This window comes from Thioalkalivibrio sp. AKL7, from assembly GCF_000381705.1.
Taxonomy (GTDB): domain Bacteria; phylum Pseudomonadota; class Gammaproteobacteria; order Ectothiorhodospirales; family Ectothiorhodospiraceae; genus Thioalkalivibrio; species Thioalkalivibrio versutus.
Genome location: NZ_KB906947.1, coordinates 318,605 through 336,631, shown reverse-complemented (window position 1 = coordinate 336,631; position 18,027 = coordinate 318,605). Strand labels below are relative to the sequence as shown.

The 18,027-nt window shown below is 64.4% G+C and carries 20 protein-coding genes and 1 tRNA gene; 7 read left to right on the top strand and 14 right to left on the bottom strand.

What is annotated here, in order from left to right:
* Window positions 1–35: 35 nt before the first annotated feature.
* Window positions 36–1,394, top strand: a complete 1,359-nt coding sequence (locus tag G315_RS0101450; protein ID WP_026338805.1) for an adenosylmethionine--8-amino-7-oxononanoate transaminase — start codon at window positions 36–38, stop codon at window positions 1,392–1,394.
* 255 nt (window positions 1,395–1,649) lie between these two features.
* On the opposite strand, the gene G315_RS0101445 is transcribed toward G315_RS0101450, so the two are convergent.
* The 5 genes from G315_RS0101445 to uvrB all read right to left on the bottom strand — a co-directional run bounded on the left by G315_RS0101445 (window position 1,650) and on the right by uvrB (window position 6,716).
* A complete protein-coding gene (locus G315_RS0101445) occupies window positions 1,650–2,402 on the bottom strand; it encodes an S-methyl-5'-thioinosine phosphorylase (RefSeq protein WP_019611750.1) in 753 nt (250 codons plus the stop codon).
* A 22-nt stretch (window positions 2,403–2,424) separates the two neighbouring features.
* The gene (locus G315_RS0101440; RefSeq protein WP_018145687.1) at window positions 2,425–2,976 is read right to left on the bottom strand and encodes a hypoxanthine-guanine phosphoribosyltransferase; all 552 of its coding nucleotides are present in this window, start codon (window positions 2,974–2,976) and stop codon (window positions 2,425–2,427) included.
* 140 nt (window positions 2,977–3,116) lie between these two features.
* Window positions 3,117–3,485 (bottom strand): DsrE family protein, encoded by a 369-nt coding sequence (locus tag G315_RS0101435; protein WP_018145688.1) that lies wholly within the window; start codon window positions 3,483–3,485, stop codon window positions 3,117–3,119.
* A gap of 114 nt (window positions 3,486–3,599) precedes the next feature.
* Window positions 3,600–4,643, bottom strand: coding sequence for a beta-N-acetylhexosaminidase (gene nagZ / locus G315_RS0101430; protein WP_019611749.1), 1,044 nt, complete (start codon window positions 4,641–4,643; stop codon window positions 3,600–3,602).
* A gap of 42 nt (window positions 4,644–4,685) precedes the next feature.
* Entirely contained in the window at window positions 4,686–6,716 is a 2,031-nt protein-coding gene (gene uvrB, locus G315_RS0101425; RefSeq protein WP_018951441.1) for an excinuclease ABC subunit UvrB, read from the bottom strand.
* An 84-nt stretch (window positions 6,717–6,800) separates the two neighbouring features.
* Between uvrB and G315_RS0101420 the strand changes: the two genes are divergently transcribed.
* On the top strand, window positions 6,801–7,991 hold the full coding sequence (locus tag G315_RS0101420; protein WP_018145691.1) for a pyridoxal phosphate-dependent aminotransferase: 1,191 nt from the start codon (window positions 6,801–6,803) through the stop codon (window positions 7,989–7,991).
* 83 nt (window positions 7,992–8,074) lie between these two features.
* Window positions 8,075–8,150, top strand: a tRNA-Asn gene (locus tag G315_RS0101415).
* Between the two features lie 65 nt (window positions 8,151–8,215).
* Here G315_RS0101415 and G315_RS0101410 read toward each other — a convergent pair.
* On the bottom strand, window positions 8,216–9,133 hold the full coding sequence (locus tag G315_RS0101410) for a cytochrome c (protein ID WP_019611748.1): 918 nt from the start codon (window positions 9,131–9,133) through the stop codon (window positions 8,216–8,218).
* A 3-nt stretch (window positions 9,134–9,136) separates the two neighbouring features.
* Window positions 9,137–9,604 carry a cytochrome c gene (locus G315_RS0101405; RefSeq protein WP_018145693.1) on the bottom strand — a complete coding sequence of 156 codons (468 nt, stop codon included), beginning with the start codon at window positions 9,602–9,604 and terminating at the stop codon, window positions 9,137–9,139.
* A 209-nt stretch (window positions 9,605–9,813) separates the two neighbouring features.
* Here G315_RS0101405 and G315_RS0101400 point away from each other — a divergent pair, with 209 nt between their 5' ends.
* Entirely contained in the window at window positions 9,814–10,485 is a 672-nt protein-coding gene (locus G315_RS0101400; RefSeq protein WP_026338804.1) for an L-fuculose-phosphate aldolase, read from the top strand.
* A gap of 22 nt (window positions 10,486–10,507) precedes the next feature.
* On the opposite strand, the gene G315_RS0101395 is transcribed toward G315_RS0101400, so the two are convergent.
* Window positions 10,508–11,062 (bottom strand): NUDIX domain-containing protein, encoded by a 555-nt coding sequence (locus tag G315_RS0101395; protein WP_018145695.1) that lies wholly within the window; start codon window positions 11,060–11,062, stop codon window positions 10,508–10,510.
* Between the two features lie 142 nt (window positions 11,063–11,204).
* Here G315_RS0101395 and hspQ point away from each other — a divergent pair, with 142 nt between their 5' ends.
* From hspQ to G315_RS0101380, 3 genes are read left to right on the top strand one after another with little or no spacing between them, the layout of a single operon-like run.
* Entirely contained in the window at window positions 11,205–11,525 is a 321-nt protein-coding gene (gene hspQ, locus G315_RS0101390) for a heat shock protein HspQ (protein ID WP_019611746.1), read from the top strand.
* Between the two features lie 21 nt (window positions 11,526–11,546).
* Window positions 11,547–13,232, top strand: coding sequence for a dihydroxy-acid dehydratase (ilvD, locus tag G315_RS0101385; RefSeq protein ID WP_019611745.1), 1,686 nt, complete (start codon window positions 11,547–11,549; stop codon window positions 13,230–13,232).
* Window positions 13,233–13,254: 22 nt separating this feature from the next.
* On the top strand, window positions 13,255–13,941 hold the full coding sequence (locus G315_RS0101380; RefSeq protein WP_018145698.1) for a rhomboid family intramembrane serine protease: 687 nt from the start codon (window positions 13,255–13,257) through the stop codon (window positions 13,939–13,941).
* 27 nt (window positions 13,942–13,968) lie between these two features.
* Here G315_RS0101380 and galU read toward each other — a convergent pair whose 3' ends face one another.
* The 6 genes from galU to G315_RS13920 all read right to left on the bottom strand — a co-directional run bounded on the left by galU (window position 13,969) and on the right by G315_RS13920 (window position 17,983).
* Window positions 13,969–14,847, bottom strand: a complete 879-nt coding sequence (galU, locus tag G315_RS0101375; protein ID WP_018145699.1) for a UTP--glucose-1-phosphate uridylyltransferase GalU — start codon at window positions 14,845–14,847, stop codon at window positions 13,969–13,971.
* 113 nt (window positions 14,848–14,960) lie between these two features.
* Entirely contained in the window at window positions 14,961–15,242 is a 282-nt protein-coding gene (locus G315_RS0101370; protein ID WP_018145700.1) for a ComEA family DNA-binding protein, read from the bottom strand.
* Between the two features lie 99 nt (window positions 15,243–15,341).
* Entirely contained in the window at window positions 15,342–16,061 is a 720-nt protein-coding gene (gene pyrF / locus G315_RS0101365) for an orotidine-5'-phosphate decarboxylase (protein WP_018145701.1), read from the bottom strand.
* On the bottom strand, window positions 16,058–17,290 hold the full coding sequence (locus tag G315_RS0101360; RefSeq protein ID WP_018145702.1) for a tetratricopeptide repeat protein: 1,233 nt from the start codon (window positions 17,288–17,290) through the stop codon (window positions 16,058–16,060). The genes pyrF and G315_RS0101360 overlap by 4 nt, the downstream gene beginning before the upstream one ends.
* 69 nt (window positions 17,291–17,359) lie before the next feature.
* A complete protein-coding gene (locus tag G315_RS0101355) occupies window positions 17,360–17,677 on the bottom strand; it encodes a lipopolysaccharide assembly protein LapA domain-containing protein (RefSeq protein ID WP_018145703.1) in 318 nt (105 codons plus the stop codon).
* A gap of 9 nt (window positions 17,678–17,686) precedes the next feature.
* Window positions 17,687–17,983: an integration host factor subunit beta gene (locus tag G315_RS13920; RefSeq protein ID WP_018145704.1), complete on the bottom strand. Its 297-nt coding sequence runs from the start codon at window positions 17,981–17,983 to the stop codon at window positions 17,687–17,689.
* Window positions 17,984–18,027: the final 44 nt, after the last annotated feature.

Here is an 18,027-nt window from a genome sequence, read left to right as displayed (position 1 = left end):
CGCCTCAGCCGGGCGGGTTTGGCACAATGGACCTCATGGACAACAACACGCTCAAGCAACGCGACCTGCGCACCCTCTGGCATCCCTGTACCCAGATGAAGGACTACGGCGAGGAGGGGACCCTCCCGCTGCTTCCGATCCAGCGGGGGGAGGGTGTCTGGCTGTACGATTTCGACGGCAACCGCTACCTGGATGCGATCAGCTCCTGGTGGGTCAACCTCTTCGGGCATGCCAACCCGCGCATCGGTGATGCGGTCAAGGATCAGCTGGACCGACTGGAGCATGTGATCCTCGCCGGCTGCACCCACGAGCCGGTGGTCGAGTTGTGCGAACGCCTGATCGACATCACCCCCGAAGGCCTGGACCGGGTGTTCCTGGCGGACAACGGCAGCGCCGGGGTCGAGGTCGCCCTGAAGATGAGCTTTCACTACTGGCGCAACGTCGATCGTCCGCAGAAGACCCGCTTCATTCGCCTGTCCAACAGCTACCACGGCGAGACCCTGGGCGCCTTGTCCGTGAGCGACGTACCGCTGTACAGCGCAACCTACGAACCGCTGATGCTGGACGTCATCACCGTGCCGGCACCGGATTGTTTCGACCGCGAAGACGGCGAAACCTGCGCCGATGTGGCGCGTCGCCAGTTCGACCACATGGAGCAGGCGCTGGCGCAACATGCCGATGAGGCCGCCGCGGTCATCGTGGAGCCCCTGGTCCAGTGTGCCGGCCACATGCGCATGTACGACCCTGAATACCTGCGGCTGCTGCGCGAAGCCTGCGACCGTCACGGCGTCCACCTTATTGCCGACGAGATCGCAGTCGGCTTCGGGCGCACGGGCACGCTGTTCGCCTGCGAACAGGGGCCAATCACGCCCGATTTCATGTGCCTGTCCAAGGGCCTGACCGCCGGCTATCTGCCCATGGCAGCCGTGTTGACCACGGATACCATTTACCAGGCGTTCTACGACGATTACGAAAAGCTCAACATGTTCCTGCATTCGCATTCCTATACCGGGAATCCGCTCGCGTGCAGGGCCGCACTTGCCACACTGGACATCTTCGACTCCGATCCCGTTCTCGAGAGAAACCGGGAGCTTGCCGCCCATATCGAGAAACGACTCGAACCCTTGCGGGAACATCCGCATGTCGCCGACGTGCGCCAGCACGGCATGATTGCGGCGGTGGAACTGGTGCAGGACAAGTCCCGGCGCACCCCGTATCCGTGGCAGGAACGTCGCGGACTGCATATCTATCGCCACGGCCTGACACGCGGTGCACTGTTGCGACCACTGGGGAACGTGAGTTACCTGATGCCGCCGTACGTGATCACCGAGGAACAGATCGACTTCCTCGTCGAGGTGATGACCGAGGGCATCGAAAAGGCCGTGCGCGCCTGACGTGCGGGATCAGCCCTAAACGGGAACGGGAACGGGATTGGGCCTGGCGCAGGCCGCGTTCATGACTTCGGTGGGAACATCCCGGTCATTCCACTCGAGGCACGCCCATCTTCAATGTCGCATAATACATATTATGTTAAATCGTAGATAAGTGACCGTGTTGGTCGCCTTAGCGAGCCCCTGGACCATGCACGTGCGGTCACCCGGCCCGGGTTCTCTCCCCGGCCGGCCCTCCGAATTGTTAACGCCGTGGCGTCAGGAAAGACTGCTGATGACGTGCGTGAGGATCTGTTTCACCCGCGCCATGCCGACATCGAGATTCGCGGCGATGTCGTCCATGGTGATCTCGCCTTCGGCGCGTCCGGCCGCCCAGTTGGCGATTACGGCACAGCAGGCGTAGTTCAGCCCCAGTTCACGCGCCAGCGCCGCCTCGGGCATGCCGGTCATGCCCACCAGATCGCAGCCGTCGCGTTCCAGGCGATCAATCTCCGCGGCCGTCTCCAGGCGCGGTCCCTGGGTGGCCCCGTAGGTCCCGTGCTCCACGGCCTCGATACCCAGGTCGTCAATCGCGCGGATCAGCGTCTGGCGGACGCTGTCGCTATAGGGCCAGGTCATGTCGATGTGGGTGACCTCTTCCAGGTCTTTCCCCTCGAAGAAGGTATTCGCCCGTGACCAGGTGTAATCGATGATCTGATCGGGGATCGCGACCATACCCGGCTTCATCTCTTCGCCAATCCCGCCGACTGCAGCCACGGCCACCACGTTGTCGATCCCGGCATTTTTAAGCGCCCAGATATTGGCGCGGTAGTTCACCTCGTGCGGCGGGATGGTATGCCGGGCCCCGTGCCGTGGCAGAAACACGATCTCGGTGTCGTTCAGGCGGCCGAACACCAGCGGCCCCGAGGGCTCGCCATACGGCGTGTGCATTACCTGACGCCGAGTGATCTCCAGATCCTTCAGCTGGGTCAGGCCGGTGCCGCCGATGACGGCGATACGGGGTGTGGACATGAGCGCCTCGGACGTCAGTGGTTTATTGGTCGGCCACGGCGAAGATGCCGGGCGCATTGCGCAGATAGTCCTGGTAATCCATACCGTACCCGAACAGGTAGCGGTTGGGGGCCTCCAGGGCGGCGTAGTCGACGGTGATCGCCGGGTCCCGCTCCGGGTTGTGCTTGTCCACCAGGACGATGGAGATCACCTGCGCCGCACCCTGCTCCTCGCAGAACGTCTTGATTCCCTCCAGGGTGATCCCGCCGTCGAGGATGTCATCAACGACGACGACGGTACGGTCCTTGAGCGACGCCTGCGGACGAGCCAACCAGTGCAGCTGATCGCCGCCGCGGGTGCCACCGCGATAGCGCGTGGCGTGCAGGTAATCCACCTGCATGGGAAACGACCAGCGGGTCAGCAACCCGCCCATCAGCACCACACCCCCGTTCATTACGCCCATGACCAACGGATTGCGGTCCTTCAGCGTGGCGGCCGTGCGTTCCGCCAGGCGGTCGATCGCCGTCTCGACGGCATCGCGGCTGAAGAGGCAGTCGGCGTCGCGCAGCGTGGCTCGGGCCTGTTCCGGGCTCATGGCATGTCCTGAGGGTGTCGATGCGGGGAAATCATGTCCGAGCGTCGAACATTCGGCAAGGTTGGCCTCGCCTTTTCGGGGCCCGGAAACGCAACCGGCCGGCACAAGGGCCGGCCGGCTGAAAACGAACGTCGATAACCTTAGTAGGTAAAGGTGACCGTGTCGTCGTCCATCGCTTCGGAGATGACGTAGGCGCCGCCCACGGTTTCTTCGATCTCCGGAATCAGGTCGTTGCCCCACAGATCCAGCGTCGGGGTGCAGACCTTCATTACGACGCCGGCTTCGTGGGCGTCCTTCATGAAGTCGTAGACGCTCTTGCTGGAGCCTTCCTGCACGAACAGGTTCTCGGCAACGCCCTTCTTGGCGAGCTCGCCAGCACGGCCGGTCATCACGATTTCAACGTCGTATTCCATGGCGGCAGCCACGGTGGCCTGGAAGAACGGGGCACCCAGTTCGGAAGCGTTGCTCGGGTCGGTGTTGACCATGACGATCATGAGCTTATCGGCCATTTTGGATCTCCAACTTCAGTGGTGAGTGTGAATATTACTAGCTGCTCAAATGCAAACCGGTGGCGCATTATAGGCGGCTCGGCACGCGGGTGCCAATGCGCCCTTTCCATGGGGTTATGCCGTGGCGATCTGGGTGGCTTGAATCCAGTGCGTCAACTGCGCGCGCAATGCGACGAGACGCTGTGGATCAGGCTCCACTGGGCGCGCGCGCAAGCGTTCCAGTCGGCGCCGCGATTCAGGTGACAGCGGCTGATCCGCCTGGGCGGCAAGGATGATGTCGGCTTGTTCTGGCTGGTTGCAAATCAGCACCATGTCGCAGCCGGCCGCACGTGCGGCCGCAGCGCGCTCGGCGGGCCCGCCGATGCCCTCCGCCCCAGCCATGGCGAGGTCGTCGCTGAGGATCGCCCCGCGATAGCGCAGTTCGCGGCGCAGGATGTCCTGCAGCCAGACGCGCGAGAAGCCCGCGGGATGTTCATCCACCTGTGGGTATACGACGTGGGCCGGCATGATGGCCTCGAGGTCCCCAAGCACCGGGCGAAACGCCTCCAGGTCCTGATTCTCGATCTCGGAGAGTGGACGGTCGTCGACCGGCAAGGCGACATGCGAATCCGCGGCAACAGCCCCGTGACCCGGGAAATGTTTGCCCACGGCCGCCATGCCGGCCGCGGACAGGCCCCGGATCAACTCGCCGGCCAGGCGCGCGATCACGTCCGGGTCATAATGGAAGGCACGATCGCCGATGATCTCGCTGATGTCGAGGTCGCGATCCAGCACCGGGGTAAAGCTGAAGTCGATGTCCACCGAGCGCAGCTCACGCCCGAGAAGTTCGCCGGTCGCATGCGCGAGCTCGCAGGCCTTGTTGCGGTCGACATCGTGGACGTGGCCCAGCTGACGCATCGGCGGGATGGCGGTGAAGCCATCGCGCAGCCGTTGCACCCGTCCGCCCTCCTGGTCCACCGCAATCAGGATGCCGGGGCGCTCGGCGCGAATGGCGGCGACCAGCGCGCTCACCTGCTCCGCAGCCCCGACGTTGCGGGCGAACAGGATCACGCCGCCGGTGGCGGGATGACGCAGGCGTTCACGGTCTTCGGGAGTCAGTTCGGTACCGGTGACATCGAGCATCACCGGCCCCAGGGGCAAGGGGTCGTTCTTGGACATCACTCAGGGGCTCGATTCGGCGCTCCCGCGGGAGCCATCTTTTCAGGATAGCGAGGCTTCGGGGAGAAACGCGAGTGCCTTGAGCTTTTCGATGCGATTGCGAATCCGGGCGGCCTCCTCGAACTCGAGGTCGCGGGCCTTGGCAAACATCTCCTTTTCCAGGCGTTCGATTTCCTTGGCCGCGTTGTCCGGTGCGCCCACGTAATCGGCGCCCTCCTCCGCCACCTTTCGACCTCGTCGGCCGCCGGCGCCGGGCATCGCGTTGCGCGCCTCCAGGATGTCCGCAACGTTCTTGCGGATGCCGATGGGCGTGATTCCGTGGGCCTCATTGTGCTCGATCTGCTTGGCCCGGCGGCGCTCGGTCTCGTCGATCGCGCGCCGCATGGATCCGGTCACCTTGTCCGCGTACAGGATCGCCTTGCCGTTGACGTTGCGTGCGGCGCGGCCGATGGTCTGGATCAGCGAACGGTCGGAGCGCAGGAAGCCCTCCTTGTCGGCATCCAGGATCGCGACCAGCGAGACCTCCGGCATGTCGAGGCCTTCGCGCAGCAGGTTGATCCCCACCAGCACATCGAACTCGCCCAGGCGCAGGTCGCGGATGATCTCCATGCGCTCGACGGTATCGATATCCGAGTGCAGGTAGCGCACGCGTACCCCGTGCTCGGACAGATAATCCGTCAAGTCCTCGGCCATGCGTTTGGTCAGCGTGGTGATCAGGACGCGCTCGTTGCATTCGACCCGATCGCGAATCTCGGAGAGTGCGTCGTCCACCTGGGTACCGGCCGGGCGGATCTCCAGGATCGGGTCCAGCAACCCGGTCGGGCGCACCACCTGGTCCACGATCGCGTCGGCATGCTCGCGCTCATAGGGCCCCGGGGTGGCGGAGACGTAGATCGTCTGCGGCTGCAAGGCCTCGAACTCCTCGAAACGCAGCGGCCGGTTGTCCAGCGCCGACGGCAGGCGAAAGCCGTATTCGACCAGCGTCTCCTTGCGCGAACGGTCGCCCTTGTACATCCCGCCCACCTGCGGGACCGACACGTGCGACTCGTCGATCACCAACAGCGCATCCTTGGGCAGGTAGTCGAAAAAGGTCGGTGGCGGCTCGCCCGGGGCGCGGCCGGAGAGGTAGCGCGAGTAGTTCTCGATGCCGTTGCAGTAGCCGATCTCGAGGATCATCTCCAGATCGAACAGCGTGCGTTGCTCCAGACGCTGTGCTTCGACCAGCCGGTCTTCCTTGCGCAGAAAATCCAGGCGCTCCTTCAATTCGTCGCGGATGTGGTCCACCGCCCCCAACAGGGTTTCGCGCGGCGTCACGTAGTGGGTCTTGGGGTAGATCGTCAGGCGCGGGACGGTGCGCAGCTGTTCGCCGGTCAGGGGGTCGAAATACGACAGGCGTTCCACCTCGTCGTCGAACAGCTCGATGCGCACCGCCTCGATGTCCGACTCCGCCGGGTGGATGTCGATGACTTCGCCGCGGACGCGGTAGGTCGCACGGCGCAGCTCCGCATCGTTGCGGGTGTACTGCAACTCCGCCAGGCGCCGCAGCAAGTCGCGCTGGTCAATACGCTCGCCGCGCTCCAGATGCAGCACCATGGAGAGATACTTGCGCGGATCACCCAGGCCGTAAATCGCGGAGACCGAGGCCACGATGATCGCATCGCGGCGCTCCAGCAACGCACGCGTGGCCGACAGGCGCATCTGCTCGATGTGGTCGTTGATCGACGCGTCCTTCTCGATATAGGTATCCGAGGAAGGTACGTAGGCCTCCGGCTGGTAGTAATCGTAATAGGAAACGAAATACTCCACCGTGTTGTTCGGGAAAAACTCCTTGAATTCCCCGTACAATTGGGCGGCCAGGGTCTTGTTTGGCGCCAGGATAATGGTGGGGCGCTGGATATTCTCGATCACATTGGCGATGGTGAACGTCTTGCCCGACCCGGTGACCCCGAGCAGGACCTGATGTGCCAGGCCCGCCTCGAGGCCTTCGGTCAATGCCGCGATCGCCGCGGGCTGGTCGCCAGCCGGCTGGTATTCGGACACCACCTGGAATTGTTCGCCTTCGCCTGGCTGCACCTTATCCTCCGCGCCTGATTTCAGTATCATTTCGCACCCGACCGCCCGCGCGGCCCTTCGCCCCGATCACACAGAGGCCCCACCTTGGAAATCGAGCTCTCCGACCGCGTCCAGCGCATCCAGCCCTCCCCCACTCTCGCCGTCAGCGCCCTGGCCGCCCAGTTGCGAGCCGAGGGACGGGACATTGTCGGGCTGGGGGCGGGAGAACCGGATTTCGATACCCCCGAGCATATCAAGCAGGCCGCGGTCGACGCGCTTGCCCGCGGAGAAACCAAGTACACTCCGGTGGACGGAACGGTCAGTCTCAAGGCCGCCATCATTCGGAAGTTCGATCGCGACAACGGCCTGACGTTCACCCCCGACCAGATCCTGGTCTCCTCCGGCGGCAAGCAGAGCATCTTCAACCTCTGCCAGGCCCTGCTGAACCCGGGCGACGAAGTGGTGATCCCCGCCCCCTACTGGGTCTCCTACCCGGATATCGCCCTGCTCGCCGGTGCCCGGCCGGTGGTCGTCAGCGCCGAACAGGAAGCCGGCTTCCGCATCACCGGCGCACAGCTGGAAGCGGCGATCACCCCGAACACCCGCCTGGTGTTCCTGAACAGCCCGTCCAACCCCACAGGTGCCGCCTATTCGGCCGAGCAACTGACGGAACTGGCCGAGGTCCTGCGGCGTCATCCGCGCGTCGTCATCGCCACCGACGACATGTACGAGCACATCCTGTTCGGCTCCACGCCGTTCGTGAACATCGTCAACGTGGCCCCGGACCTGCTGGACCGTACCGTCGTCCTGAACGGCGTTTCCAAGGCCTACGCGATGACCGGCTGGCGTATCGGCTACGCCGGTGGACCGAAGAACCTGATCGCGGCGATGAAGAAGATCCAGTCGCAAAGCACCTCCAACCCGACTTCCATTGCCCAGGCCGGCGCCGAGGCCGCCCTCGATGGCGATCAGGACTGCGTGGTCGCCATGTGCTCCGCCTTTGCCGAGCGCGCACGTCGTGTGGTCGACGGCCTCAATGCCATCGACGGCATCGAGTGCCTGATGCCAGACGGTACGTTCTACTGCTTCCCGCGCGTCACCGGATTGATGCAGGCCGCGGACATCGATACCGATGTGGCCCTGACCAAACAGCTGCTGGACGAGGTGGGGGTGGCTCTGGTGCCGGGCAGCGCCTTCGGGGCCCCTGGTCATGTCCGCGTCTCGTTTGCCACCAGCGTCGATCAGCTCGACAAGGCCCTGGAACGCCTGCGCCAGTTCGTGGCCAACCACAGCTGAGGCCGCGAACGGCGGTAAAACGCGAAGGGCGGCCAGATTTTCCTTGACGCCCTCGCCCCGCCCCATTAGCATTTGCGCCCAATTCCCCGGTAGCTCAGTCGGTAGAGCGGGTGACTGTTAATCACTAGGTCGGCGGTTCGAGCCCGTCCCGGGGAGCCAGATACAGGAAAAGGGCCAGGTCATTGCGACTTGGCCCTTTTTCGTGGTGCGTACGGCGGTGCCGATTACTCGGGATCGTGTTCGATGGGCTCCAGGGAACCGATATAGACCGCGATGGCGCGGCGATCGGCATCGGTCAGATGGGCAGTGCCGTGATCGATCACGTCGGCCATGCCGCCGCCGGCAAAATCACCGTCACGGGTCAGGCCCATCTCCAGATAGCGCGCGATATGCCGCTCCCCCCAGCGTCCGATGCCGGTTTCGCGATCCGGGGTGATATTGGAGGCAACGTCCCCGTCGGGCAGTCGGGCGCCGGCCCCAATGCGCTTGAGGTCCAGGCCACCGGTCCGCGTGCGCGGAGTATGGCACTCCATGCAGTGTCCAAGGGCGTTGGCGAGGTAGGCCCCACGGTTCCATTCGTCCGACTGGTCGGGGTCCGCCTCGAAGGTGCCCGGTTCGAAATGCAGCCACTTCCAGCCCATCAGGGATGACCGGAACCGGCCATACCAGACCAGGTCATGCGGGGTGTTTTCCCGAGCGACGGGCTCCACCTCGGATTGCAGAAAGGCCCACAGGGCTTCCACGTCACGCGGCTTCATCTGGGTGTACGACGTATACGGAAAGGCCGGATAGTAGTGGCGCCCGTCCGGGCTGCGGCCCTCCAGCAGGGCGCGCTTGAAGTCCTCCTCCGACCAGCCCCCGATACCGTGTTCCGCATCCGGGGTGATGTTCGGACCATAGAACGCACCAAACGGGCTCTCGATCGCACGCCCGCCGGCCAGGAATTCCCCGTCTTCTGCCGTGTGGCAGGTCACGCAGCCACCGGCTCGCAAGACGTACTCACCGTAGGCGATCTGCCCGTCCGTACCCGCGGGCGGGTCGTGCTCGCCAATCTGCACCCCTGCCTGCACCGTGGCCGCCGACCCAGCCAGAAAAAGGGCTGACAGACAGGCTGTCAGCCCCTTGTTGCGCACTGCCGCCATGGATCACTCGCGGCGGAAGTCGTCGTGGCAGGCCTGGCAGGACTGTCCGAGGTTGCGGAAACGGATGGCGTACTCGTCTTCGTCACCGGCCTCCACCGCTGCGTGCAAGGCCTCGGCGGCCTCGACGGTGTCATTGGAGAGCTCCTCGAAGCGCTCCCAGTCGCCCCAGATCTCTTCCTTGGCATCGGTGTCCGGGAAGTCGCTCCCCTCCGGGAAGAGGCCCGGGATGTCCTGGCTCAGCGCTACCAGCTGGCTGGTATGCATCTCGAGGTTGTCGCCGAACTCGGCTCCGTCCACCACCACGGCGGCAATGGCCCCCACGTTGCCACCAATGGCGCGCATCACACCCTGGCGGTAGTCGATCGTGGCCTCGTGCTCATCGAATGCGTGAACGGTACTTCCGGCACCCAACCCCAAGGTCAGTGCGGCGGCCACGGAGGTGGCGGTAATCAGGCGTGCGACGTTCTTCATGGTGCTTCCTCCCTGTAACAATCAAGACTTCGCGGATATCTGGCGAACCGGATATGCGAAGCCACTATAAACGGCGGGCCCGCCCCATTTCCATGAGCGAAATGGATTACCCATCACGATTGCGGGCTTTCCCGATTGACCACATTCCCTGCGCGGGGTTCCCGGGCGAACCCGGTACAATCGCATTACGCCCAAGCGCTTCCGAGAAGATGACCCTGAACTCCCCCCACATGACCGACGAGACCGGCCTTCGCCAGGCCATCATCAACGCCGGCCTGGAGACCAATCGTCGGGGGCTCAACCAGGGCACCTCGGGCAACATCAGCGCGCGCTTCGGCGACGGCATGCTGATTACGCCTTCTGGCATCCCGTACGAGGCGTTACAGCCGGACGACCTGGTGTATGTCGCTGCAGACGGACAATGGGCGCCTGGCCGCAAGCCCTCGAGCGAGTGGCACTTCCACCGCGCCATCCTGCAGGCGCGACCAGAGCTGGGAGCGGTCGTCCATGTCCATTCCGTCCATGCCAGTGTCGTGGCGATCCAGGGACGCGACATCCCCGCGCTGCACTACATGATCGCCGCCGCCGGCGGGAACTCCATCCGCTGCGCCCCGTACGCCACGTTTGGAACGGAGACCCTCTCGCGGCTCGCGGTGGCGGCCCTGCAGGACCGCACGGCCTGCCTGCTGGCCAATCACGGGATGATTGCCACCGGGACGGACCTGGAGCGCGCCCTGTGGCTGACAGAGGAGGTTGAACTCCTGGCACGGCAATATGTGCTGAGCCTGCAGATCGGAGGGCCGCAATTGCTGGATGACGCGGAGATGGATCGCGTCCTGGAAAAGTTTCGCCACTACGGGCCACAGCGCGACAGCAAATAGACACACGTGGAGCGCGCCACCCTCAAAGACCGGGGGTGACACCTTCTCCATCGGCCAGCGGGGCCGAGCGCGGGGCGAAGTCGGCGCGATCACGGGTTTCCAGATAGTGCTGCAGGGCCCAGGTCACCGACGGGAAGGCGCGCTCCTCCGGCAGTTCATCGAAGCGGAACAGGCCGACCTCTTCCGATTCAGGGCCCGGCGCAATCGCATCGCTCAGCAAGCGCGCCCGATAGATCATCTGCACATGCCCGATGTGCGGGACGCTATAGACGCCCAGCAACTGTTCGATTTCGAGATCGGCCCGTGCCTCCTCCCAGGCCTCGCGGCGGGCCCCCTCGGCCGGGCTTTCCCCCTTTTCCATGAACCCCGCCGGCAGGGTCCAGAAACCACGACGCGGCTGAATGGCCCTTCGGCAAAGCAATACGCGGTCTTCCCAGATGGCCACGCTGCCGACGATGATTCGCGGGTTTTCGTAGTCAACGAAGCCACAATGGTCGCAGACACGCCGTTCGCGATCATCGCCTTCGGGGATATGGTGATGGAAGCTGGCATCCAGCCTGTTTTGATTGCGACTCATGGCGGTACCGTTAGGGGCGTTATAGCTTTTAATACAAAGTCGTACAGTGCCATGCGGTGCACCCGAGAGCCGAGCTCGAACACGCGCCGGTGGCCGCGGTCCACAATAGAGGCTTGCGCACCGAGGCAGGACAGAGGCGAACATGACCACACGCACGCGCTTTACCGTTGGTGAGCTCATTCACCATACCAAGTTCGATTACCGGGGTGTGATCGTCGATGTGGATCCGGTGTACGCCGGGTCGGACGAATGGTACGAAACCGTGGCCAAGAGCCGCCCACTCAAGGACCAGCCGTGGTATCACGTGCTGGTGGACGGCTATTCGCACAGCACCTACGTGGCCGAACGCCACCTGGAGCCGGATACTCGCGGCGAACAGGTCGAACACCCCGCCCTCGGGCAGTTCTTCGATCGTTTCATGAACGGCCGCTACTCGCGCCACGGCGAGCCCGGCGCCCACTAACCCACAACCGCAGGGAAGACCATGGCACAGGACAACCGCCGCAGCCGCGTCGTCACCGAAGGCCCCCGCCGCACGCCCAACCGCGCCATGCTGCGCGCAGTCGGCTTCGGCGACGACGACTTTCAGCGCCCGATCGTGGGCATTGCCAACGCCCACAGCACGATCACTCCCTGCAACATGGGCATTGGTGCCCTCGCCGCCCGCGCCGAACAGGCGGTGCGCCAGGCCGGTGGTATGCCGCAGACCTTCGGTACCATCACCATCTCCGACGGCATCTCCATGGGGACGCCGGGGATGAAGTACTCGCTGGTCTCGCGCGAGGTCATCGCCGACGCCATCGAGACCGTAGTCAACGGCCAGAGCCTGGACGGCATTCTCGCCACCGGCGGCTGCGACAAGAACATGCCCGGGGCGATGATTGCCCTGGCCCGTCTCAACGTACCGGGCATCTTCGTCTACGGCGGAACCATCAAGCCCGGGCACTACAAGGGCCAGGACCTGACTATCGTCAGCGCCTTCGAGGCCGTGGGCCAGCATGGTGCCGGCAATCTGTCCGACGAGGACCTCCAGGGCGTGGAACGCAACGCCTGCCCCGGCGCCGGCTCCTGCGGCGGCATGTTCACCGCCAATACCATGTCGAGTGCCTTCGAGGCCATGGGCATGAGCCTCCCCGGTTCGTCCACCCAGGCGGCCGAGGACCCGGAGAAGGGTGATTCGGCCGCCCGGTCGGCCGAGGTCCTGGTAGAGGCCATCCACGCGAACCGGCGCCCGCGCGACATCCTGACCCGCGAGGCCTTCGAGAACGCCCTCGCAGTGGTGATGGCCATCGGGGGCTCCACCAACGCAGTACTCCACCTGCTGGCGATTGCGCATGCCGCCCAGGTCCCCCTGGACATCGACGACGTCGAGCGCATCCGCCGCAAGGTCCCCGTGCTGTGCGACCTGAAGCCTTCCGGGCGCTACGTGACCACCCAGTTCCATGCGGTGGGCGGCACGCCCCAGGTGATGAAGATGCTCCTGAATGCCGGGCTGATGCACGGTGAGTGCCTGACGATTACCGGGGCCACCCTGGCCGAGACCCTGGCGGAGATCCCCGATACGCCCTCCCCGGATCAGGAAATCATCCGCCCGCTGGAGCGGCCGCTGTACCCACACGGGCACCTGGCCATCCTCAAGGGCAATCTCGCGACCGAGGGTGCGGTGGCCAAGATCACCGGACTCAAGCGGACCGCCATCGCCGGCCCCGCGCGCTGCTTCGACTCCGAGGAGGCCTGCCTGGATGCCATCCTCGACGGCCAGATCCAGGCCGGCGATATCCTCGTCATCCGCTACGAGGGGCCGCGTGGGGGTCCCGGCATGCGCGAGATGCTCGCGCCGACCGCCGCGATCATCGGTGCGGGCCTGGGCGATTCCGTTGGTCTGATTACCGACGGGCGCTTCTCCGGCGGGACGTACGGAATGGTGGTTGGACATGTCGCGCCCGAGGCGGCGACCGGCGGCACGATTGCGCTGGTCCGGGACGGGGATACGATCGAGATCGACGCCGGAGAAAACCGGCTCACGCTGCGGGTCGACGAAGCCGAACTGGAACACCGCCGCGCGGCCTGGGAGCCGCCGACGCCCCGCTTTGACCGCGGGGTCCTGGCGAAATACTCGCGTATCGTGGGCTCGGCCAGTCGCGGTGCCGTAACCGACGATTTCACCTGACGGCGGGGAGCAAAAGAGTCCGATGACACACCCGGACCCCCGGCACCCCGACTTCAGCATGATGCCGCCGGTGATCGGCTTCCTGCTGATCGCCAACGTGGGCCTGTTCCTCACCATGCCATGGCTGGGTGACTGGTTGATCACCCATTTCGGGCTCTGGCCCATCGGCACGCCGGCCACCGTCCATCAGGACGGCAGCTGGATGCGGGTGCCCGACTTCCAGCTCTGGCAGCTGGTCAGTTACGGCTTTCTGCACGGCGGTCCAGTCCATTTGTTCGTGAACCTGTTCGCCGTATGGATGCTGGGCGTGCAGATCGAGAACGCGTGGGGTTCACGCACCTTCGGCACCTACTTTCTGGTGTGCGTGATCGGCGCCGGGCTGGTGCAGCTGGTCATCACTGCCCACGGCAACGGTGACATGATCTACCCGACCATCGGGGCCTCGGGCGGGGTATTCGGGGTTCTGCTCGCGTTCGGGATGATGTTCCCCAACCAGCGCCTGTTCCTGATCTTCCTGCCCATCCCGATCAAGGCCAAGTATTTCGTGATCGGCTACGGTGCGCTGGAGCTGTACCTGGGGATCTCCGGCACGCTCGCCGGCATCGCGCATTTCGCTCATCTGGGCGGGATGGCCTTCGGCTTCCTGCTCATCCAGTACTGGCGCGGGCGCCTGCCGATCCGGCCGCGTCAGCGCCGTTTTTGGTGGTGACAGGACCCGCCGGGGCTCGGCGTCTCCCTAGCGGTTGCGGAGATACTCGGCGAAGTCGTCTTTCAGCTCCGGGTGGTTCAGAGCGAGCTCCACGGTCGCCTCCAGATAGCCCAGCTTGGAACCGCAATCGAAGCGGCGCCCCTCGAAGTTGAAGGCCGTTACCCGCTCCAGCTCCAGCAACCGCGCGATGGCATCGGTCAGCTGGATCTCGCCGCCGGCCCCTGGCTTTTGTGTGGCCAGCATCTCGAAGACTCTCGGGGTCAGGATGTAACGCCCAACCACCGCCACGTTCGACGGGGCCTGGTCCGGATCGGGCTTCTCGACGATCCCCTTCACATCCCAGCTGCGCGGGCCGGTCTTCACTGGATCGATGATCCCGTACTGATGTGTGCGGTCACCCGGCACTTCTTCCACCCCGAGCACGCTGCACCCGTGCTCGGCGTATTGCTCGACCATCTGCCGCGTCGCCCCACCATTACTTGACTCGATCAGGTCGTCCGCCAGGATCACGGCAAAGGGTTCGTTACGCACAATCGGATGGGCGCAGGCCACCGCGTGGCCGAGACCCAGCGCATCGGACTGGCGCACATAGACGCAGGTCACGTTCGGCGGAACGATATTGCGCACCTGCTCCAGGAGCTCTGTCTTGCCGCGCTCCTCCAGCTCGTGTTCCAGCTCGTAAGCCTTGTCGAAGTGGTCCGGAATGGAGCGCTTGTTGCGCCCGGTCACGAACACCAGGGTCTCGATCCCCGCTTCCACCGCTTCCTCCGCTGCGTACTGGATCAGCGGCTTGTCCACGATCGGCAGCATCTCCTTCGGATTCGCCTTGGTGGCCGGCAGAAAGCGCGTACCCATGCCGGCAACCGGGAACACGGCGGTACGGATCGGTGGGTGATTCTGGCTCATTCCATCTCCTGGGCGCTCAATAACGAACCCCTGGCCCACGCGTCCTGCCGGACCCATTGACCAGGGGCTGGAACCGGGTGGCAGCACGCGCTGCCACCCACTACGCTACAACGTTACTCGACGACGATGCGATCGAGATTCATCTCCACGGTGCGTTCACCAATCCCGGAGACCTCGGTCAGTGCCTGCACCGAAGCGAACTCACCGTGTGCCTCGCGGTGCTCCACGATCGCCTGGGCCTTCACCGGACCGACGTTGTCCAGCGCGGCCAGCTCTTCGGCGGATGCGCCATTCACGTTGAGCGGCTGGCCTCCCGAGGCCGTAACCATCACCAACGGCAGGACGCAGAGGCCCGCCAGGGCCCAGCACTTCGCGCATTGAAAAAGCTTCTTCATGAAAACGCTCCTTATCTTCATTGAACGATCGGTGCATCCATGCACCAACGGCATCCTAGCGGGATTGATGCCCTGCGAAAACCCCTCCAATCCACGCCGTCATTCCCTCTTCCCCAATCGTGTGATGAAGGCCTCCATGGCCATGCCCGGGTCCGCGGCACGCGTGATCGGCCGGCCGACCACGATGGCGCTGGCCCCGGCCGAGATCGCCCGTTCGGGGGTCATCACCCGCTTCTGATCGTCCCCGCCCGCGTCCTCCAGCCGAATTCCGGGCGTTACCAGCAACGGTTCCTCGCCGAGCAGGCGGCGCAGCATGGCGGCCTCCTGCGCCGAACAGACCAACCCTTCCAGGCCCGCCTTGCGCACCGCCAGTTCACCCAGCAGCCGCACCTGCTCGGCCGGTTCGCGATTCACGCCGATCTCACGCAAGGTACCGGCGTCACTGGAGGTCAGCACCGTTACGGCCAGAAGCGCCGTCGTATCATTCGTCTCGCGCACCGCCGCGTGCGCGGCGCGCATCATCTCTTCACCGCCGCTGGCATGGACGTTAATCAACCAGACACCGGTCCGCGCCGCGGCCCGACAAGCCGCTGCCACCGTATTCGGGATGTCGTGGAACTTCAGATCCAGAAAGACGCGAAAACCCAGGCCGTGCAGACGGTGCAACAGGTCGGGCCCGGCGACCACGAACAGCTCAAACCCGACCTTCAGCGCGCACTGGGCTGGATCGAGCTTTCGGGCGAACGCCAATGCGGCTTCGGCTTCGGAAAAATCGAGCGCCACAATCAGGCGCGTTGCTGGTTCCGGAATCGGATTCATGAACGGGGACTCCCTTCGCGGATTAGCGCCTCTTCGGCGGCCTCCGTCGTTTGATCAATGTCGAAGTCGAGACCGCGCAGCGTATCCCAGCGACGACAGCTTGGGCATTGCCACACATGCGCACGCCCTTGATAGCCACAGTTCACGCACTGGTACAGATGCTGGCTCCCGAGCTGGTCCGCAAGGGCCTTCTCGAATGCCGCAAACTCGGTGCTGTATTGCTGGACCGCCGGGAGAATCTTCATCCAGCGCACCGCCTCCAGCAATCCCGAGGTCGGCACCGGGCGCTGTGCCAGGATCGAACCCAGCTCCATCAGCGCGGCATCCAGTCGGCCCGTACGTCGGTAAAGACGCATCAGGGCAATGCGCGCCATCGTGATCCCACGGTTGCGCGCGAGATCGTCGAGGAGCTCCTCCAGCTGACCCAGACGATTCTCCCCAGGCAGCTCTTGATGCAACCGCTCGATACGCGGTACCAGCAAGGGCGCCAGCTGCGGGGTACGCGCCACCGCATCGCGTCCGAATCCGATCGCCTCGCGGATCTCGCCCTTGCGTGCCGCGATCTCCGACTGGATCAGCAGTGCCCGCGAAAGCCCCGGCACCAGGCCCTCGGCCTGTTCCGCGCGCGCTCTGGCGCTTGCCCAGTCACCCTTGTCCAGCGCGATCTGGGCCAGTTCGCAATGATAATGCGCGATCCTCTGATGCTCGTGCGCGACCCCATGTTCTTTCAGCCGGTCGCCCACCTCGATCGCACGCTCCCATTCCCGCTGGGTCTCGTAGACCTGACGCAGGCCTTCCAGTGCGGCGACCGCCTGATGCGGCGAATCCGCCAATTCACGAAACACTGCCTCCGCCCGATCCAATACGCCAGCCAGGAGAAAATCCTCGCCCAGTTCGCACAGGGCCTGCGCCCGCTGCGCCGCGGGCAGCGTGGGCCGCGCGACCAGGTTCTGATGGATACGGATGGCGCGATCGACCTCGCCCCGGCGCCGGAAGAGCCGGCCCAGGATCACATGGGTCTCGAAGGTTTCGTGATCGACTTCCACCATTTCGATGAAGGCCTGAAGGGCATCATCCGTGCGGTCGTCGAGGAGGTGGCGCACACCTTCCAGGTAGCGATCCAGTGACGGCTCCCGTTCCTCACGGTCTTCCGGCACGCCGTAACGCGCGAGCCACCAGCCACTTGCAGCCGCAATAGGGAGCAGCAACCAGAACCAGTCGTCGATCATGAGCGAGAATGGTTCCCGGATAAGAAAAGAAACGTGGAGGGCGTCAGTGGCCGCATACGCGCCACGTGACTAGTAGAAATCCCGCATGGGTGCGGTACGCAACTGCTCGACCTCGACCTTGAGGGCATGGTTCTGTTCGCGCAGGTCTGCAATCTTTTGCCGCAACCGGCGCAGCCGCAGCCAGAGTACGAGCGAAGCCAAAACGACCCCGAACAGGGCCGCAATCCCGAGGAACACCACGAGCGGCGCCTCGATCTGCACACCGGGTAACGCAAGGGTCACCAGGTCTTCGTTCAATACAACAAGAATGCCAACAGCGGACGAAATCACGATAAGCGCGGCAAAGGCCACGGCATTGCGAATCTGCTGTCGACGTCGGTCGTCCACGGACGGTCCCTAGTCGTTCCCGTCGATGGAACCGTTTACCCGTTCGCGCAATTCCTTGCCGGGCTTGAAATGGGGGACATGCTTACCGGGCAAGGCAACACCTTCACCGGTCTTGGGGTTACGTCCCAGCCTTGGGGGCCGGAAATGGAGGGAAAAACTGCCGAAGCCGCGAATCTCTACCCGCTGCCCATTGGCCAGCGCATGACTCATCCGTTCGAGTAATGCCTTGACCGACATCTCGACATCCCTGGCAGGCAAATGTGGCGATTTCCGGGCGAGGTTCTCGATCAATTCCGATTTGGTCATCTGGCACTCGTCACAGACAGGAAGGAAACCCGGTTTCCCGGAAC

What these genes read in the sequence shown, in the direction of transcription:
- G315_RS0101450 (WP_026338805.1), top strand. Translation starts at nt 36, where the DNA reads ATGGACAACAACACGCTCAAGCAACGCGACCTGCGCACCCTCTGGCAT.
- G315_RS0101445 (WP_019611750.1), bottom strand. Translation starts at nt 2,402, where the DNA reads ATGTCCACACCCCGTATCGCCGTCATCGGCGGCACCGGCCTGACCCAG.
- G315_RS0101440 (WP_018145687.1), bottom strand. Translation starts at nt 2,976, where the DNA reads ATGAGCCCGGAACAGGCCCGAGCCACGCTGCGCGACGCCGACTGCCTC.
- G315_RS0101435 (WP_018145688.1), bottom strand. Translation starts at nt 3,485, where the DNA reads ATGGCCGATAAGCTCATGATCGTCATGGTCAACACCGACCCGAGCAAC.
- nagZ (WP_019611749.1), bottom strand. Translation starts at nt 4,643, where the DNA reads ATGTCCAAGAACGACCCCTTGCCCCTGGGGCCGGTGATGCTCGATGTC.
- G315_RS0101410 (WP_019611748.1), bottom strand. Translation starts at nt 9,133, where the DNA reads ATGGCGGCAGTGCGCAACAAGGGGCTGACAGCCTGTCTGTCAGCCCTT.
- G315_RS0101405 (WP_018145693.1), bottom strand. Translation starts at nt 9,604, where the DNA reads ATGAAGAACGTCGCACGCCTGATTACCGCCACCTCCGTGGCCGCCGCA.
- G315_RS0101400 (WP_026338804.1), top strand. Translation starts at nt 9,814, where the DNA reads ATGACCCTGAACTCCCCCCACATGACCGACGAGACCGGCCTTCGCCAG.
- G315_RS0101395 (WP_018145695.1), bottom strand. Translation starts at nt 11,062, where the DNA reads ATGAGTCGCAATCAAAACAGGCTGGATGCCAGCTTCCATCACCATATC.
- hspQ (WP_019611746.1), top strand. Translation starts at nt 11,205, where the DNA reads ATGACCACACGCACGCGCTTTACCGTTGGTGAGCTCATTCACCATACC.
- ilvD (WP_019611745.1), top strand. Translation starts at nt 11,547, where the DNA reads ATGGCACAGGACAACCGCCGCAGCCGCGTCGTCACCGAAGGCCCCCGC.
- G315_RS0101380 (WP_018145698.1), top strand. Translation starts at nt 13,255, where the DNA reads ATGACACACCCGGACCCCCGGCACCCCGACTTCAGCATGATGCCGCCG.
- galU (WP_018145699.1), bottom strand. Translation starts at nt 14,847, where the DNA reads ATGAGCCAGAATCACCCACCGATCCGTACCGCCGTGTTCCCGGTTGCC.
- G315_RS0101370 (WP_018145700.1), bottom strand. Translation starts at nt 15,242, where the DNA reads ATGAAGAAGCTTTTTCAATGCGCGAAGTGCTGGGCCCTGGCGGGCCTC.
- pyrF (WP_018145701.1), bottom strand. Translation starts at nt 16,061, where the DNA reads ATGAATCCGATTCCGGAACCAGCAACGCGCCTGATTGTGGCGCTCGAT.
- G315_RS0101360 (WP_018145702.1), bottom strand. Translation starts at nt 17,290, where the DNA reads ATGATCGACGACTGGTTCTGGTTGCTGCTCCCTATTGCGGCTGCAAGT.
- G315_RS13920 (WP_018145704.1), bottom strand. Translation starts at nt 17,983, where the DNA reads ATGACCAAATCGGAATTGATCGAGAACCTCGCCCGGAAATCGCCACAT.